A 16,778-nucleotide genomic window follows, 5' to 3' on the forward strand; every position below is an offset into this window, starting at 1 on the left:
TGACGCTACACGAAGGCGACGGGCGTGTAAATCCGCACAAGTGGCGTCTCTGGCCAGACGGGCGCGCGCACGAGACGTCTGCGTGGGGCAGCGCCCGACTGTCGTCGATGCAAACCGACACCTTCCGATTCCTCAGGTGATTGGTTTATCCTGCGGGGCGACTAATAGAAAACAACGAGAGAACGCCCCGATCCTGACAGACCGGTGCGTGGCTTCGACCGATGAATTTCAAACGAATGATTGCCGGGCTGTGCCCGGCGGGCAACGAGGGCGAACGGGCGCCGGGAGAACACCCCGCCCGAAGTGCGGTTCGACAGGAACAGCCGCAACGGGCGGCGATGCAGATCCGTTCGTGGCAAGCCGTTGCCGCCGCCATGGTGATGTTTGCCGCGGCCATATCGGCGCCGGTCCATGCGGCGCCGGCCGACAGCAACAGCGCCGTCACATCGGCAGGCGACGTTCCACCCGGATACGCGTCTTCGGCCTGCAGCCATGTCGCCAGCACAGCCGCCAAATACCCGATCGCCAACGACCCCGAGGCGCCGCCACCGCTGAAAGGCCGCGTGACGGACCTGACCGGCGCGCTGAGCGCCGACTGCGCATCTGACCTGACCAATCGCCTCGCGGAGCTCGAGCGCAAGCTCGGCGTGCAGATGGCCGTCCTGCTGGTCGGCTCGACCGGCCAGTCGACGATCGAGCAGTTCGCCACCGCCGTGTTCGACAAATGGCGCCTTGGCGAACGCAAGCTCGACAACGGTCTGCTGCTCGTCGCCGCGCTCAACGACCGTCGCGTGCGGATCGAAGTCGGATACGGGCTCGAAGGCGCGATACCGGACGTCGTCGCGGGCCGGATCATCCGCGAGCACATCGTGCCGGCGTTTCGCGAGGGCCATGTCGAAGCCGGCGTGAGCGATGCGGTCGATGCGCTGACGCGCGAGATGACGCCTCCGGCGATGGCATCTTCCGAGACCGCGCGTTCCGACGCGACGTCCGACGACATCACGTCCGGCAACGCACCGACGCGCGACGAAAGGCTGCTGCCCAACGGTCTGCCCGTCCCCAAGCCGGTCGACACGGGCAGCATCGCGTTCTGGTTCGCGCTCGGACTCGCCAATGTCGCGATCGGCATCGTTGCCGCGTGGCGCAAGCTGCGCTGGCAGGTCGTTCTCCCGGCCAGCTATGGGTTCGCGGCGGTCGTGCTGATCGTCGCACTGCCCGTCGGCGCGATCCTCAACGGCAAGCTCGATGCCGTGCTCGCCGCCGCCGCGTTCGTCCCGACGGGGATCGGTGTCGGGTCATGCCTGCTCGGCATCGGCCTCGTCCGTTCCGCGCGGGTCCGCAAGTATGCGGCCATCGTATTCGGAACGCTGTTTGTGCTGATCGCGATCGGACGCGCGATGGGCTATTCGGCCGGACAGGTGCTGTCGGCGGTGTTCGGCACGCTGATGGTGATCGGGGTGATCTGGGCGAAGCTGACGGGCGGCAATTCGTCGTCTTCGTCATCCGGCTTCAAATGGTCGTCGTCGAGTTCGAGTTCCGACTCGTCGGATACGTTTCGCGGCGGCGGCGGCTCGAGCGGGGGCGGCGGCGCGTCGGATCGCTGGTAGCCGCGTGTCCGTGCGACATGCTCAAGCTTTTACTTTTTCCCAATATGCCCCGTCCGGGGCACTCAACAGGAAGCAAAAAATGAAGTGGCTTCGAATCCTGCTCGTATGCTGTGTGCTGGCTCCGCTTGCGGGCTGCGGCTATAACGCAATTCAGTCGTCCGATGAAGACGTGAACGCCGCGTGGTCCGAGGTACTGAACCAGTATCAGCGCCGCGCGGATCTCGTGCCGAATCTGGCCGCGACCGTGAAGGGTTACGCGACGCATGAAGAGCGCGTGCTGACCGAAGTGGCTGCGGCGCGCGCGCGCGTCGGCAGCGTCCAGATGACGCCCGAGATGGCGAAGGATCCCGACGCGCTCGCGGCATTCGATCGTCGGCAGGGCGAACTGTCGGGTGCGTTGAGCCGCCTGATGGTGGTGTCCGAGCAGTATCCGCAACTGAAGGCGGACACGGCGTTCAGGGATCTGCAGGTCCAGCTCGAAGGCACCGAAAACCGCATCGCGGTTGCGCGCGGCCGCTACATCAAGACGGTTCAGAACTACAACGTGCAGATCCGGCAATTCCCCGGCGTGCTGATCGCGAAGGTCTTCGGCTATCAGCCGCGTGCGAACTTCAGCGTTGCGAACGAAGCTGCGGTGTCGACCGCGCCGGCGATCGATTTTTCGGCGCCTGCGCCGGCGCAGAAGCCGAACGCGGCAGCCGGCCAGTAGTCCAGCAGTCCAGCAGTCGGCCATCAGGCGGCCATCAGGCGGCCGTCCACCACCACCTGCTCAAGGCCGACGCGCACCGGCCTTCGCAAACGCGCCGCGCACCTCGAAGCTGATCGCGTCCGCGACCTTGCCGCGCGCATCGAGCAGTTCGAGCCGATGCCTTCCGGGCCACGGCAGCCACGCGACACGATCCGCGTGTCCGATCAGCTTGTCGTCGAGTCGCCACGAAAACTTCGTCGCGTGCCCGGTGGTGCGCTCGAACCAGATGCGCTGATTCTTCGGCGGAATATCCGGATCGATCGCGAAGATCGTGCCGTCGGTCGGCGCGCCGATCGTCAGCGGCGCGCGCGGCCCGTCCTTGCCGGAAGTCACGGGCGCCGCCAGCCGGACCGTGTCGACCGCGGTACCCGCAACGAACCATTCGTTGCGCGACGGCTCGATGTCACGCTCGAACGTGATGCGGTGCGCTTCGACGCCCGCGGGCGGGCGCGGCGCGCGGCTCGCGAGATCGCGATGCAGGTAGCCGACGACCGCCGACCAGACGGGCGCCGCGCCGGTGACGCCTGACACGTCCCACATCGGCGAGCCGTCCGCATTACCGACCCATACGCCGACGGTATAGCGCGACGTGTAGCCGACCGCCCAGTTGTCGCGCATGTCCTTGCTCGTGCCGGTTTTTACCGCCGAGAAGAAGCGCGTCGCGAGCGGGCTGTCGAAGCCGAAGGTCCGCACGCGCGCGTTGTTGTCGGCGAGGATGTCGGTGACGACGAAGGTCGCGGCCTCGCTGAACACGCGCGTGCCGTCGGCCGTGCGTGCGGGCGCAGCGGCCGAAGCAGCCGAAGTAGTTGATCCAGCCGATCCAGCCGGCGCCGGCAGATCGACAGCCTTGCGCGCGACGCCGCCATTCGCGAGCGCTCGATACGCATTGGTCAGCGACAGCAGCGTGACGTCCGCGCTGCCGAGCGCGAGGCTGAATCCGTAATAGTCGCCTTCCTGCGCGAGCGGCAGGCCGAGCGCGGTCAGCGTGCGCGCGAAGCGGTGCGGTGTGACGAGCACAAGCGTGCGCACGGCCGGCACGTTGAGCGAGCCGCCGAGCGCGCTGCGCACGCTCACCCAGCCCTTGAATTCCTTGTCGTAGTTCTGCGGAATGTAAAGGCCGCCGCCGGCGGCGAGGTTGATCGGCGCGTCGTCGAGCAGCGATGCGGCGGTCAGCCGTTTCTCGTCGATCGCCTGCGCATACAGGAACGGCTTGAGCGTCGAGCCTGCCTGGCGCGGCGCGAGCACCGCGTCGACGTCGCGCGCGTTCGACAGCGCGCCGGACGAGCCGACCCACGCGCGGATTTCGCCGCTCGCGTTGTCGATCACGACGACTGCGCCGTCCTGCACGTTGCGCCGATGCGCGGGCGCATTGAGTTCGGTCAGCGCACGCGTCAGCGTGTCGCGCGCAAAGCGCTGCAGCGACGCGTCGAGCGTCGAGCGGACCTGCGCGCCCGCGGCTGGCCTGACCTCGGCCGCGATGCGCCGCGCGAAATGCGGGGCAAGCGCGGCGCCGTCGTCGCGCCCGGCGCTTAGCGGGCGGGATGTCACGAGCTGCACGTAGCCGTCGAGCGACGCGCACGCATGCTCCGCATGCATGTCCTGCAGAATGCGGCACGCGCGTTCGGCGACTTTCGCGGCGTTCGCGTTCGGCGCGCGCACGAGCGCCGCGGCAACGGCGGATTCGCGCACGTCGAGTCCGGACGGCGCCTTGCCGAACAGCGCCTGCGACATCGCATCGAGCCCGATCGTCTCGCCGCGGAACGGCACGAGGTTCAGGTAGGCCTCGAGGATCTGGTCCTTGCGCCAGCCGCGTTCGAGCAGCAACGCGTTCATCGCCTGCGAGGCCTTCTGCGGCAACGAGCGCTGGCCCGAACGGCGTGGCGAATCGCCGAGCAGGCCCGCGAGCTGCATCGTGACGGTCGACGCGCCACGCGTGCGCTCGTTCCACAGGTTGCCCCATGCGGCGCCCGCGATGCCGCGCCAGTCGACGCCGCTATGCGCATAGAAGCGCTTGTCCTCGGAGACGACGATCGCTTCGCGGAACGCGGGTGACACGTCGGCAAGCGCGATCCAGTCGCCGCGCCGCTCGGTGAGATCGATGCGGGTGCGCTGCAGCGGCGTGCCGTCGCGCGCGAGCAGCAGCCAGTCGGAGCTGCGCCAGCGGTGGCGCACGTCGTCATAGGAAGGCAGCGCATGTGCGACGAGCGGGGCCGCGAGCACCACGGCGATGAAGAGGCGGCCGGCGATGCGCGCCGGCCGCGGCGAAGCGGAACCCTTCATCGCGCGCTCACGACTTGCCGGCGTCGGCCGGCTTGACGGTCACCGGCGGATTCGGCCAGAGCCCGTACACGGACGGCGCATACAGCGCTTCGACGCGTGTCGGCGGCAGCCCGAACGTGCCGACGTTGTTCAGTCGCACCGTGTATTCGACCGACAGTTTGCCCTTCGGCAGATAGGCGTAATACGCGCGGTAGCCGTCGAAATCGCGCTCGACGAAAGCGGGCCACGCACCGTCGGTCGACTTCTCGCCCTGCGTCGCCGCCTCGGAATCGCGGCCGAGACCGGAACCGAGGATCGTTGCGCCGGACGGGATCGGGTCGTTGACGACGACCCACGTCATGTCGCTTTGCGCATCGATGTCGAGATGGACGCGAACCACGTCGCCGCGCGTCAGCACGCCCTTGACCGCCGGCGACACGGGCGTGACCGTCTTCGTGATCCGGTAGCCGGCGGCAAACGGCGCGCGCAACGGCACCGCGGCGAGGCTTTCGACCGTCGCCCACGGGCGGCCGGTGCCGTCCTGCACGACGCTCAGCGTGCCGGGCTGCGCAGCGCGCGGCCACGGCAGCATCACGCTGCGCGCGGCGGCTGCCCGAGTCGCGGGGGTTGCCGGGATTGCCGGAGTCGCCGATGCAGGCGCGGCGGGCGCAGGCGCCGCAGCCGGCGCTTGCGACCACGCGATCGTGCGCACGTCGCCGCCGAGCGCGACCTTCGTCGTGCCGCTGACCGGCGTGCTTTCGTAGGTGCGCGAGAAACGGTCGATGGCGAGCTGGCCGAGCGCGTTCGACGTCGTCGTCTGCCACGCCCCCTGGCGTTGCAGCGCGAGCAGGCCGGCCGTCACGCGCGGCATCTCGTCCTTCCATCCCGCGTCGCCGGCGAATTCGAGCGCGAGGCGTGCCGCGTTGGTCTCGTTGTTCGTCATCAGCCACCACAGATCGTCGTCGCGCGCGGTCGAGAACACGAGCTGCGTGCCCTGGTACGTGAGACGCGCACGCAGGATCTGCTCGACCTGTGTGCGTTTCTCGTCGCGTTGCGGGATGTCCTTCACGCGCGTCAGGATCGCGTGATAGTCGATCACCGCCGACGTCGGCCACTGGTTCGGCGCGATCTCGAGCGAGCCGAGCATCCGGCCCTGCGCGGCGCCGTAGCGGGACAGTGCCTCGATTGCCGCGAGCTTGCGCAGGTCGCGGTCCTGGCGCGGCGCCCACGTGTCGCGCTCGATGCGGCCTTCGACGAAGCGCGCGAGCCCGGTTTCGAGCTGCGTGCGCACGTCTTCGGGCAGCGCAAAGCGCGCGTCCGCGCGGCTCGCTTCGTCGGCCAGCACGAGCAGGTACGAAGACAGCGTCGGGCTGCCATAGTGGTCGTTGTCGGACGGCGGCGGGAAGTAGCTCGCGAGCCCGTCGCGGTCGAGGTAGACGGGCATCCGCGCGGTCAGCGCCTGCCATTGCGCGGCGTCGCGCAACCCGATCGCACGCGACGCCTGCTGCTCGAGGCAGCGGTACGGATAGCGCTCGAACCAGCGCCGCACGCCCGGCAGGCCGTCGGCGAGCTTCGACTGCAGCGACACGGCGATGCCGCCGCGCGGTGCACCTTGCGCGTTGGGCGCGGCGCCGGCCGGCGCCGCGACGGGCAGCGTGAACGTGCCGTCGACTTGCGTGAGCGTGGCCTGCTGCACGGTGACGGGCAGTGCGGGCACGACCTTCTGCGCGATCGCGAGCGCGTCGGCCGCGCGCGCGCCGCCTTGCTCGGCGGCTTCGATGCGCCAGTTCAGCGCGCCGGCCGCATCGAGCGCCTGCTCGGGCACGGTCACGGTCCACGCCACTTCGCTCGCGCTGTTCGGCGCGAGCGACACGGTCTGCGGCGCGATGTCGAGGCCCGTCGCATGCGGCGTCACGACGACCCGCATCGTGCGCTCCGTCGTATTGCGCAGCGTGACCTGTGCGCGGAATGCGTCGCCTTCGCGCACGAGCGGCGGCAGGCCGGAGATCAGCTGCAGATCCTGCGTGCTGCGGATCGACGTGCTGCCGGTGCCGAAGCGGTCGGGGCCGACGGCCGCGATCGCGACGATCCGGAAGCGGGTCAGCGCGTCGTTGAGCGGCACGTCGACGGTCGCGCTGCCGTTCGCGTCGAGCGTTACGCGCGGATTCCACAGTAGCAGCGTGTCGAACAGCTCGCGCGTCGGCGCGCTGCCGCCGCCGCCACCCGCGGGCACGGCCTTGCGGCCGAAGTGGCGGCGGCCGATGATTTCCATCTGCGCGGTGGCCGTTTCGACACCGTACGCGCGCCGTCGCAGCATCGCGTCGAGCAGGTCCCAACTCTGGTTCGGCATCAGTTCGAGCAGCGCCTCGTCGACCGCGGCGACCGCGATCTGCGTGCCGGCCGGCGCCGGCTGGCCGCCCGGCAGCGTGACCTTCACATGCGCCTGCGCGTGGCCGCGCACGGTGTAGCGGGTCGCGTCCGTCGTCACGGACACGCCGAGCCGGTGGCTGCCGGTGCCGACCTTGATCTCGCCGAGGCCGTAGCGGAATGCGGGCTTCGACAGGTCGACGAACGCGGTCGGCGCCTCGTAGTGGCGGCCTTCGCGCCAGAATGCGCGCGCCCATTCCAGCGGCGCCTTCCAGCCCCACGTGAAGAACGAGTACCACGGCACTTCGCGGATCCGGCCGCGCAGCGCGAGCACGGATACGTACACGTTCGGCCCCCACGATTCGCCGACCTTCAGGTCAACGGTCGGGTTCTTGCCGTTCAGCTCGACGATGTGCGTTTCCATCACGCCGCCGCGTTCGACGGCGACGAGGGCGCTCGCGTAGCGGAACGGCATCCGCACCTGGAAGCGGGCCGTTTCGCCCGGTTCGTACGACGTTTTTTCAGGGATCACGTCGATCCGGTCGGTGTTGTCGCCGCCGAACCAGAGCTCGTCCTCGCGCGTGACCCACACCGACGACGATGCGTTCGACGTGCGCCCGTCGCCGTCCTTCGCGACCGCGATCAACTGCACGTTGCCGGCCTGCTCGAGCGTCGCTTCGCACGACATCCGGCCCTTGTCATCGGTCTTGCCGGAGCACAGCACGCCGAGGTCGCGCGTGTCGCTCTTGTTGTCGTACGCGTAGAAGCCGCCGACCATCCGCTTGCGCGACGACGTCGTGATGTGCGCGACACCCTTGATCTCGATCGGCACCGACGCGCGCGGCTTGCCCTGCAGGTCGAGCGCAATCGCCTGCACGGGCACGCGCTGGCCGACCGATACCCAGCGGCCGGCCTTGATGCCGGCGACGACCGCGGCCGGCCACAGGATCGTGTCGCCGCGGATCGTCTGCACTTCGCCGTTCGGGTCCGCAAAGGTCGCTTCGAGCGCGACGCGCTTCGGCGCGTCGATGGCCGGCAATCCGTTGAGCGTCACCGTGCCCGCGCCGTTGCGGTCGAGCGTCAGCGGCAGCTTGTCCGCGATCAGCTTCGTCGCGTCGGGATCGTTGTCGGCGCGCGATGCATTGTCGCCGTCCTGCTCGTCGTCGGCGGCCATCCCGTCGCTCGTTTCGGCACGGTACGGCGTGAACGTGAAATCCTCATAGCGGTCCGCGAACGGCGGCGACGCCGCTTTCATCAGCGCGGACACCTGCACCGGCAGGTTCGACGCGCCGCCGCCCGATACGTAGTCGATCTGCACCGCGAGCGGCGCATCCTTCACCGCGACGAGCGGGCTCTTCTGCGCATCGCGCGCGCCGATCGTGCCTTTGAGCACCGGCAGGCGGAACGCCTCGACCCGGAAGCTGCCGCTGTAGTAGCTCGACGTCGGCGCATCCTCGGGGCCGCCTTCGAGTTCGACGCTGTATTCGCCGAGCTTCGCGGCGGGCGGCAGCGTAAAGCGCGTGTCCGCGCTGTGGTCGGCGGCCCAGGTCAGCGGCAGCCGGTAGGTCTGCCCGCTGCCGAGATGGCGGATCGTCACGCGCGTCGGGTACTGCGACGGGAACGCGAGGCTCTGCAGCGTCTCGGTGCGCACGAAGTGCTTCATCGACACCGTTTCGCCGGCGCGCAGCAGCGTGCGGTCGAACACGGTGTGTGCGCGCACGGTCGGCGCGCTGTCCATGTCGGTCGGCACGTTGAAGCGCCATGCCTCGATGCCGCGGTTCCAGCCCGAGCTGACGAACGCCATGTCGGGGCCGGTTTTCGGATCGTCGACGCGGGCCGACACGAAGTAGTCGTCGAAGCGATCCGTCTTGCATTCGTGCTTCGACTCGAACGGCCCGTCGATCTTCAGCAAGCCTTGCGCGTCGGTCTTGCCTGCCGCGATCTCGTCGCCGTTGCAGTCGGACACGCGCACCTGCGCGTTCGGCACCGGCTTGCCCTTGTCGAGCGTCGTCACCCACACGACGCTGTTCTCGCGGCCCTGTTTCAGGTGCACACCGAGATTGGTGACGAGCACCGCAGTCCGCACGTACATGCTCGACGGCTTCCCGAGCAGCGAGCGGCCGAGCGCGGGCGATGCGAGTTCGAGCACGTAGAAGCCCGGCTTGTCGATCGGCACGCCGACGATCTCGAACGGCCGCAGCGTCTTCGGGTCGGCCTTCGGCAGCGTCAGCGTCTGCGAGCCGGCTTCGCCCTTGAGCAGCGACAGCGAGCGCACGTCGATGCGGCGGTCCTTCGGTGCGGGTTGCCGTTCGCCTTCCGCGAGCGGCACGTAAACAGGATGTTGTCCGCCGCGCCGCAGCAGGCCAGGGATCTGCTCGTCGATCGAGCCGGCCGTCATCGACCAGTTGTCGAAGCGGTCGACGCGCCGCATCCACTGGCGGATCGCGGTGTCGTTCTCGACCTTCAGGTTAGCGAACTGTGCGCCGCCCGCGTTGAGGCCTGCGATGTGCAGGTCGGCCTCGACGTTGCGCAGCGTGACCGGCACGAGCGCCGGCATGCCCGGCTCGGCGAAGCGTTCGACGATGCCGAACGTGCCCGACGAAAACTTCGCGAGCGGCGGCATCGGCGCGGTGCGCGTCGCGAGCGGGAACAGGTCGGCGTTGCCGAGCGCGCGCCCGGTGACGTCGCGCAGACCGGAAGGCAGCTCGATCGTCAGCGCAGCCTGCGCGGGCAGCGGCGGGTTGAACGTGACGGTCGTCACTTCGTCGCTGCGGTCGTCCGCCGCGAAGTTCGGCGCCTGCGAGCCGTCCGGGCCGCGCAGCCGGATCGCTTCGGCGGACTTGCGCGCGATCGGCGCGTTGAACGACAGGGTCAGCGGACGCAGTGGCGTGCAGGGCGCCTTCGCGTTTTCGCGTTCGCACGAGAAGCTCGCGGCGAACGGTGCGCGCACGGTGAAATCGAAACGGCGCTCGGTGTCGTTCGCGATCCCGCTCGGGCTCGCGACACCCTTGCCGTAGACGAGCTGCATCTTCGCGCTGGCCGGCAGCGCCTGTGCGCACGACAGCGTCAGCACGCGCGCGGCCTCTTTCTTCAGCCCGAAGTGGTCGAGCAACGCGTTGCGCGTGTCGTCGGCGGCGGCCGTGACGGGGATGCGGTTGCCGATGCCGGCCGCTTCGCACCAGATGTTCGCGAGCGCGGAGCGCGGCTCGGCGGGGCCGTTCAGCTTCAGCACGAACACCTGCCGTTCCTCGATTTCGCGCGAGCCGGGCCGCACCGACACCGGGAAAGGTCCGCCCGTCTGGAACGTGAAGCGGCGCGGGCCGGTGGCCGCGTTGCCGGCGACCGAGCGTAGCCCGTCGTTGAGCGCGACCGCGCAACGCACGCCCGGCGGCAGGTCGTTCTCGAAATCGTAGACCCAGGTCTTGTCGTCGAGCCAGTGGCCCTGGCCGCGGCCGGCGGCGGAATCGGTGCAGGTGACGCGGGCGGGATTCGGCGCGGACGCCGAGCCGAACGCGACCATCGGTTCGTCGAACTTGACGACGGACTGCCGCACTTCGGTCACGGTCCCCTGTGGCGACACGCTCACCGTGCGTGCCGCGTCGGCCTGCAGCGACAGCACCGCGGCGGCCCCGAGCGCTGCGACGGCACCGGTGTGCGTCAGCAGCCTTGTGATGCTTCCAAAGGATGGGTTTTGCTTGTTGTTGTCGCGTTGCTTCATCGCTCGATTGCCCTCGGAGGGAAGCTTTCTGTTTGATTGCACGCGATTCTAACTGACGGATTTCCACGCGCATGCGATCGAGCAGCATGCCGCGCTTGTGCGACACGACAGTGCACGTCGCGCACCTGTCGCGCCAACGATACAAAAATGCGGCGAAAAGTCGATTGTCACGGATTGCGGAACATTTAATGGACTATAAAAAGATTGTCCGATCCGAATTGTGCGCGTACATTTCAGGCCCCGCGCCAAAGTTTGAGAAATATCAAGAGTGGTTTTCCCGAATCTGGCGTTCGAGAGAAGGAAGCATGCACAACGACAACACCCCCCATTCGCGTCGCGCCGGCGATGCTGCCGCAGGCATTACGCGGCGCCAATGGCTGCAGGGCGCACTCGCGCTGACTGCCGCGGGCCTCACGGGCTCGCTCGCGCTGAAGGCGCTGGCCGATAACCCGGCTGCCGCGCCGCTCGACACGTTCATGACGCTGTCCGAAGCATTGACCGGCAAGAAAGGGCTGAACCGCGTGATCGGCGAGCGCCTGCTGCAGGCGCTGCAGAAGGGCGCGTTCAAGACGACCGACAGCCTGTCGCAACTCGCGGGCGCGCTGTCCGCGGGCACGCTGAATTCCGATCAGGAAGGGCTTGCGCTGAAGACGCTCGAGGCGTGGTACCTCGGCATCGTCGACAACGTCGTGATTACCTACGAAGAAGCGTTAATGTTCGGCGTCGTGTCGGATACGCTCGTGATCCGTTCGTATTGCCCCAACAAACCCGGCTTCTGGGCCGACAAACCGATCGAGAGGCAAGCCTGATGGCCGATACACAGAAAGCCGACGTCGTCGTCGTCGGGTCGGGAGTCGCGGGCGCGATCGTCGCGCACCAGCTCGCGATGGCAGGCAAGTCGGTGATCCTGCTCGAAGCCGGACCGCGCATGCCGCGCTGGGAAATCGTCGAGCGCTTCCGCAACCAGGCGGACAAGATGGACTTCATGGCGCCGTATCCGTCGAGCCCGTGGGCGCCGCATCCGGAATACGGCCCGCCGAACGACTACCTGATCCTGAAGGGCGAGCACAAGTTCAACTCGCAGTACATCCGCGCGGTGGGCGGCACGACGTGGCACTGGGCCGCGTCCGCGTGGCGCTTCATCCCGAACGACTTCAAGCTGAAGACCGTGTACGGTGTCGGCCGCGACTGGCCGATCCAGTATGACGACATCGAGCATTACTACCAGCGTGCGGAGGAAGAGCTCGGCGTGTGGGGTCCGGGGCCCGAGGAGGACCTGTACTCGCCGCGCAAGCAGGCGTATCCGATGCCGCCGCTGCCGCTGTCGTACAACGAGCTGACGATCAAGACCGCGCTCAACAACTACGACCCGAAGTTCCACGTCGTGACCGAGCCGGTCGCGCGCAACAGCCGTCCGTACGACGGCCGGCCGACCTGTTGCGGCAACAACAACTGCATGCCGATCTGCCCGATCGGCGCAATGTACAACGGCATCGTGCACGTCGAGAAGGCCGAGCAGGCCGGCGCGAAGCTGATCGAGAACGCGGTCGTCTACAAGCTCGAGACGGGCCCGGACAAGCGCATCACCGCAGCGATCTACAAGGACAACACGGGCGCGGACCACCGCGTCGAGGGCAAGTACTTCGTGCTGGCGGCGAACGGCATCGAGACGCCGAAGATCCTGCTGATGTCCGCGAACCGAGATTTCCCGAAAGGCGTCGCGAACAGCTCCGACATGGTCGGCCGCAACCTGATGGACCATCCGGGCACCGGCGTGTCGTTCTACGCGAGCGAGAAGCTGTGGCCGGGCCGCGGCCCGCAGGAAATGACGTCGCTGATCGGCTTCCGCGACGGTCCGTTCCGCGCGACCGAGGCGGGCAAGAAGATCCACCTGTCGAACATTTCGCGGGTCGACCAGGAAACGCAGAAGATCTTCAAGGCCGGCAAGCTGCTGAAGCCCGCCGAGCTGGACGCGCAGATTCGCGACCGCTCCGCGCGCTACGTGCAGTTCGACTGCTTCCACGAGATCCTGCCGCAGCCGGAGAACCGCATCGTGCCGAGCAAGACGGCGACCGATGCGATCGGCATTCCGCGTCCCGAGATCACCTACGCGATCGACGACTACGTGAAGCGTGGCGCGGTGCATACGCGCGAGGTCTACGCGACGGCCGCGAAGGTGCTCGGCGGTACGGACGTCGTGTTCAACGACGAGTTCGCGCCGAACAACCACATCACCGGCGCGACGATCATGGGCGCGGATGCGCGCGACTCGGTCGTCGACAAGGACTGCCGCACGTTCGACCATCCGAACCTGTTCATCTCGAGCAGCGCGACGATGCCGACCGTCGGTACGGTGAACGTGACGCTGACGATCGCGGCGCTCGCGCTGCGGATGTCGGACACGCTGAAGAAGGAAGTCTGACCGTGCTGAAACATACTCTCACCTTCCTCGTGGCCGGCTGCCTCGCGTTGCCCGGCCTGGCCCGCGCCGACGACGCGTCCGGCAGTGCCGATGCGGCGCTCGTGAAGCGCGGCGAATACCTGGCGGTTGCCGGCGACTGCATGGCGTGCCACACCGCGAAGGGCGGCAAGCCGTTCGCGGGCGGCCTCGGAATGCCGGTGCCGCTGCTCGGCAAGATCTACACGAGCAACATCACGCCCGATCCGGACACCGGCATCGGCAAATGGACGTTCGAGGATTTCGAGCGTGCGCTGCGGCACGGCGTGTCGAAGAACGGCGACAACCTGTATCCGGCGATGCCGTACGTGTCATATGCGAAGATCAACGACGACGACGTGAAGGCGCTGTATGCGTACTTCACGCACGGCGTCGAACCGGTCAGCCAGACGCCGCCGAAGAACGAGATCCCGGCGCTGCTCAGCATGCGCTGGCCGCTGAAGATCTGGAACTGGCTGTTCTTCAAGGAAGGCGCGTACGAGCCGAAGCCGTCGCAGAGCGTCGAGTGGAACCGTGGCGCGTATCTCGTGCAGGGTCTCGCGCACTGCGGCACGTGCCACACGCCGCGCGGCTTCGCGATGCAGGAGAAGTCGCTCGACGAGACGGGCGGCAGCTTCCTGTCGGGTTCGCTGCTCGCGGGCTGGGACGGCTACAACATCACGTCGGACGCGAATGCGGGGATCGGTGGCTGGACGCAAGCGCAGCTCGCGCAGTACCTGCGCACCGGCAGCGTGCCGGGCGTCGCGCAGGCGGCCGGCCCGATGGCCGAGGCGGTCGAGCACAGCTTCTCGAAGATGACCGACGCGGACATCGGCGCGATCGCGACGTACGTCCGCACGGTGCCGGCCGTTGCCGACAGCAGCGTGAAGCAGCCGCGTTCCGCGTGGGGCAAGCCCGCCGAGGACGGCCTGCGGCTGCGCGGCGTCGCGCTTGCGGCGTCGGGCATCGATCCGGCGCGGCTCTATCTCGGCAACTGCGCGTCGTGTCACCAGATGCAGGGCAAGGGCACGCCGGACGGCTACTATCCGTCGCTGTTCCACAACTCGACGGTCGGTGCGTCGAATCCGACCAACCTCGTGCAGGTGATCCTGAACGGCGTGCAGCGCAAGGCCGGCAGCGAGGATGTCGGGATGCCGGCGTTCCGCCACGAGCTGTCGGATGCGCAGATCGCCGCGCTGACGAACTACCTGACCGGACAGTTCGGCAATCCGGGCGCGAAGGTGACCGAGCAGGACGTCGCGAAGCTGCGTTGATTTGACGTGGCGCGGCGCGCGACGGCGGGCAGCATACTTACTCGAGAGGAGGGCGCGCAGCACATCGGGCGGCGCCCGATGCGGTTGTTGCAGAGCGGGACGGGCGGTGTCGCCGCCGCCTGTCCTGGTTCGTTGACACGCGGATGCGCGGCCGCCGCGCATCCCCTTCGTTGATCGACCACCATGACACCGAGCCAATCGTTTTTCGCGTCTCGACGCGACGTGCTGCTGTTGCTTGCCCGCATCCTGATCGTCATCCTGTTCATCCCGTTCGGCTGGCAGAAACTCATGCATTTCTCCGGCACGATCGCGTTCATGGGCAAGGAGGGTGCGCCTGCGCCGATCATCTCGGCCGCGATCGCCGTCGTGATGGAGCTCGTCGTCGGCATCGCGCTGCTCGTCGGGTTCTACACGCGGCCGCTCGCGCTGCTGCTCGCGCTTTACACGGTCGGCACCGCGCTGATCGGCCACCCGTTCTGGACGATGACGGGCGCCGAACAGATGAACAACATGATTCATTTCTACAAGAACATCGCGGTCACCGGCGGCCTGCTTGCGCTCTGCGCGGCCGGCCCCGGGCGTTTTTCGATCGATCGCGACTGACCGGGCGCGCGCATGGGGCGCGCGTCGTATGGTCAAGATAACGAGGGGGCAATACCTTGCGACTCAAACACTTCGCATTGCTGATGGCGGCGGCCGCGCCCGCGGCCGCTGTCGCGCAGACGAGCGTGACGCTTTACGGCCGGATCGACGGCGGCGTCGAATACCTGAACCACATCGCGACGCCGAACGGCAGCGCGACGCGCTTCAGCGCCGAGGGCGGCGACTGGGGCACCAGCATGTTCGGCCTGAAGGGCTTCGAGGATCTCGGCGGCGGGCTGTCGACGGTGTTCGACCTGGAAACCGCATTTCAGGTGATGAACGGCACGACGGGCGGCGGGCGCATGTGGTCGCGGCGTGCGTATGTCGGCCTGAAGAGCAATACGTGGGGGCAGCTGCAGGCCGGCCGCAACCTGTTCATCGACAGCGACGGCGTGTGGGAATTCGACCCGTTCGTGCAGCAGGCGTTTTCGTCGGCGTCGCTCGTGCGCGGGCGTAACTGGCAGCAGACCAGCAACAACGTCGAATATCACAGCCCGGTGATCGGCGGCTTCGACGTGCAGGCGCAGTATGCGTTCGGCAACCAGTCGCGCGGTTTCAACTACGGCGCGCCGGACGATTTCGGCCGCTCGGACGGGATCATGATCTCGTATCACTCGCCGCTGTTCGACGTGCGCGGGATCTACGACGAGCTGCGCGACCGCAACGGCAAGTTCAGCAATATCTTCTCGAGCTCGCGCGAATACTTCGTCGGCGCGAACGTGAAGGTGTCGCAGTTCAAGATCCAGGGTGCGTATACGCACTACCAGGCGCCGGACAGCCCCGCGGGCGTTCCCGATCGCGCCGATCACTACTGGCTCGGCGCGACCTGGACCGCGAACCCGCAATGGGCGGTGACGGGCGGCGGCTACTACGTGAAGGTCGGCGACGGCGGCAGCGATGCGTCGCACGATCCGTCGGGGCACGCGATGATGTACGTGCTCGGCACGACCTACAACCTGTCGAAGCGCACGTTCCTGTACGGCACCGTCGCGTATGTGCGTAACGGCGGCAACTCGAACTTCTCGCTGCTGGCGACGCCGCGCGACGCAAGCCCGAACACGAGCCCGTTGGCGGGCGAGTCGCAGACGGGCGCGTATGTCGGGATGATGCACAACTTCTGATCGGCGCTTGCCGGATCAGAACGTGCACGCATCGGTCGTCGTCAGCGTCGCGAACGGTCCGTCCAGCGTCGCGTTGTGATGCGCGACGATGCGCTCGGCCGACAGTGCCGGCGTGTCCATGCAGGTATGGGCGTCGGCGACGAGCACCGCGCGGAAGCCGAAATCGGCCGACGCGCGGCACATCGTGTCGATGCAGTACTGCGTCTTCATCCCGGCAATCACGATCTCATGCACGCCGGCGGCGTGCAGCCATTCGGCGAGTTGGGTGCCCGCGAAGCAGTTCGGCCGCATCTTGTCGAAGACGATATCGCACGCCAGGTCCAGGTCGAGCTCGGGCAGCAGCGGCGTGAGTGGCCCGTTCGGGTCGAGCGGAGAACCTGCCGGGCCGACGTGGCGCGCGACGAAAACCGGCGCGCCGGCGTCGTGTGCCGCGCGGATCAAACGGTTGATGTTCGCGAGCACGCGTTCGCCGTCGTGCGGCCGGTCGGGGCCATGGAACAACCCGACCTGCATGTCGACGATCAGCAGTGCGCGCTTCGGTGGGACAGCTTCGGACATTGCGTTTCTCCTGAATGACCGGTCGGGACGGAGAAACGACAAGACCC

General features: G+C 67.8%; 9 protein-coding genes and 1 pseudogene. 7 read left to right on the forward strand and 3 right to left on the reverse strand.

Annotation, left to right across the window (positions count from 1 at the left end):
• The first annotated feature begins 221 nt into the window (after positions 1 to 221).
• Together G3N94_RS09155 and G3N94_RS09160 are read left to right on the forward strand one after the other, a co-directional pair.
• The gene (locus tag G3N94_RS09155) at positions 222 to 1,607 is read left to right on the forward strand and encodes a TPM domain-containing protein (protein WP_241021709.1); all 1,386 of its coding nucleotides are present in this window, start codon (positions 222 to 224) and stop codon (positions 1,605 to 1,607) included.
• 79 nt (positions 1,608 to 1,686) lie between these two features.
• Positions 1,687 to 2,316, forward strand: a complete 630-nt coding sequence (locus tag G3N94_RS09160) for a LemA family protein (RefSeq protein ID WP_205792063.1) — start codon at positions 1,687 to 1,689, stop codon at positions 2,314 to 2,316.
• 60 nt (positions 2,317 to 2,376) lie between these two features.
• On the opposite strand, the gene pbpC is transcribed toward G3N94_RS09160, so the two are convergent.
• Both pbpC and G3N94_RS09170 read right to left on the reverse strand, forming a co-directional pair.
• Positions 2,377 to 4,635: a penicillin-binding protein 1C gene (gene pbpC, locus G3N94_RS09165; RefSeq protein WP_205792064.1), complete on the reverse strand. Its 2,259-nt coding sequence runs from the start codon at positions 4,633 to 4,635 to the stop codon at positions 2,377 to 2,379.
• 7 nt (positions 4,636 to 4,642) lie between these two features.
• A complete protein-coding gene (locus G3N94_RS09170) occupies positions 4,643 to 10,699 on the reverse strand; it encodes an MG2 domain-containing protein (RefSeq protein ID WP_205792065.1) in 6,057 nt (2,018 codons plus the stop codon).
• A 305-nt stretch (positions 10,700 to 11,004) separates the two neighbouring features.
• On the opposite strand from G3N94_RS09170, the gene G3N94_RS09175 reads away from it, so the two are divergent.
• From G3N94_RS09175 to G3N94_RS09195, 5 genes and pseudogenes are all read left to right on the forward strand, one after another.
• Positions 11,005 to 11,508 carry a sugar dehydrogenase complex small subunit gene (locus tag G3N94_RS09175; protein ID WP_205792066.1) on the forward strand — a complete coding sequence of 168 codons (504 nt, stop codon included), beginning with the start codon at positions 11,005 to 11,007 and terminating at the stop codon, positions 11,506 to 11,508.
• On the forward strand, positions 11,508 to 13,121 hold the full coding sequence (locus G3N94_RS09180) for a GMC family oxidoreductase (RefSeq protein WP_205792067.1): 1,614 nt from the start codon (positions 11,508 to 11,510) through the stop codon (positions 13,119 to 13,121). Before G3N94_RS09175 ends, G3N94_RS09180 begins: the two co-directional genes overlap by 1 nt.
• 2 nt (positions 13,122 to 13,123) lie before the next feature.
• On the forward strand, positions 13,124 to 14,410 hold the full coding sequence (locus G3N94_RS09185) for a cytochrome c (RefSeq protein ID WP_205792068.1): 1,287 nt from the start codon (positions 13,124 to 13,126) through the stop codon (positions 14,408 to 14,410).
• Between the two features lie 143 nt (positions 14,411 to 14,553).
• Positions 14,554 to 15,013 (forward strand): annotated as a pseudogene (locus G3N94_RS09190) (DoxX family protein).
• 56 nt (positions 15,014 to 15,069) lie between these two features.
• Positions 15,070 to 16,173, forward strand: a complete 1,104-nt coding sequence (locus G3N94_RS09195) for a porin (RefSeq protein ID WP_205792070.1) — start codon at positions 15,070 to 15,072, stop codon at positions 16,171 to 16,173.
• A gap of 15 nt (positions 16,174 to 16,188) precedes the next feature.
• Here the strand turns inward: G3N94_RS09195 and G3N94_RS09200 are convergent, their stop codons facing one another.
• Positions 16,189 to 16,731 (reverse strand): cysteine hydrolase family protein, encoded by a 543-nt coding sequence (locus G3N94_RS09200; RefSeq protein WP_205792071.1) that lies wholly within the window; start codon positions 16,729 to 16,731, stop codon positions 16,189 to 16,191.
• Positions 16,732 to 16,778 lie beyond the last annotated feature (47 nt).

Origin of the sequence: Burkholderia sp. Ac-20353, from assembly GCF_017104785.1 — a bacterium.
Lineage (GTDB): Bacteria > Pseudomonadota > Gammaproteobacteria > Burkholderiales > Burkholderiaceae > Burkholderia.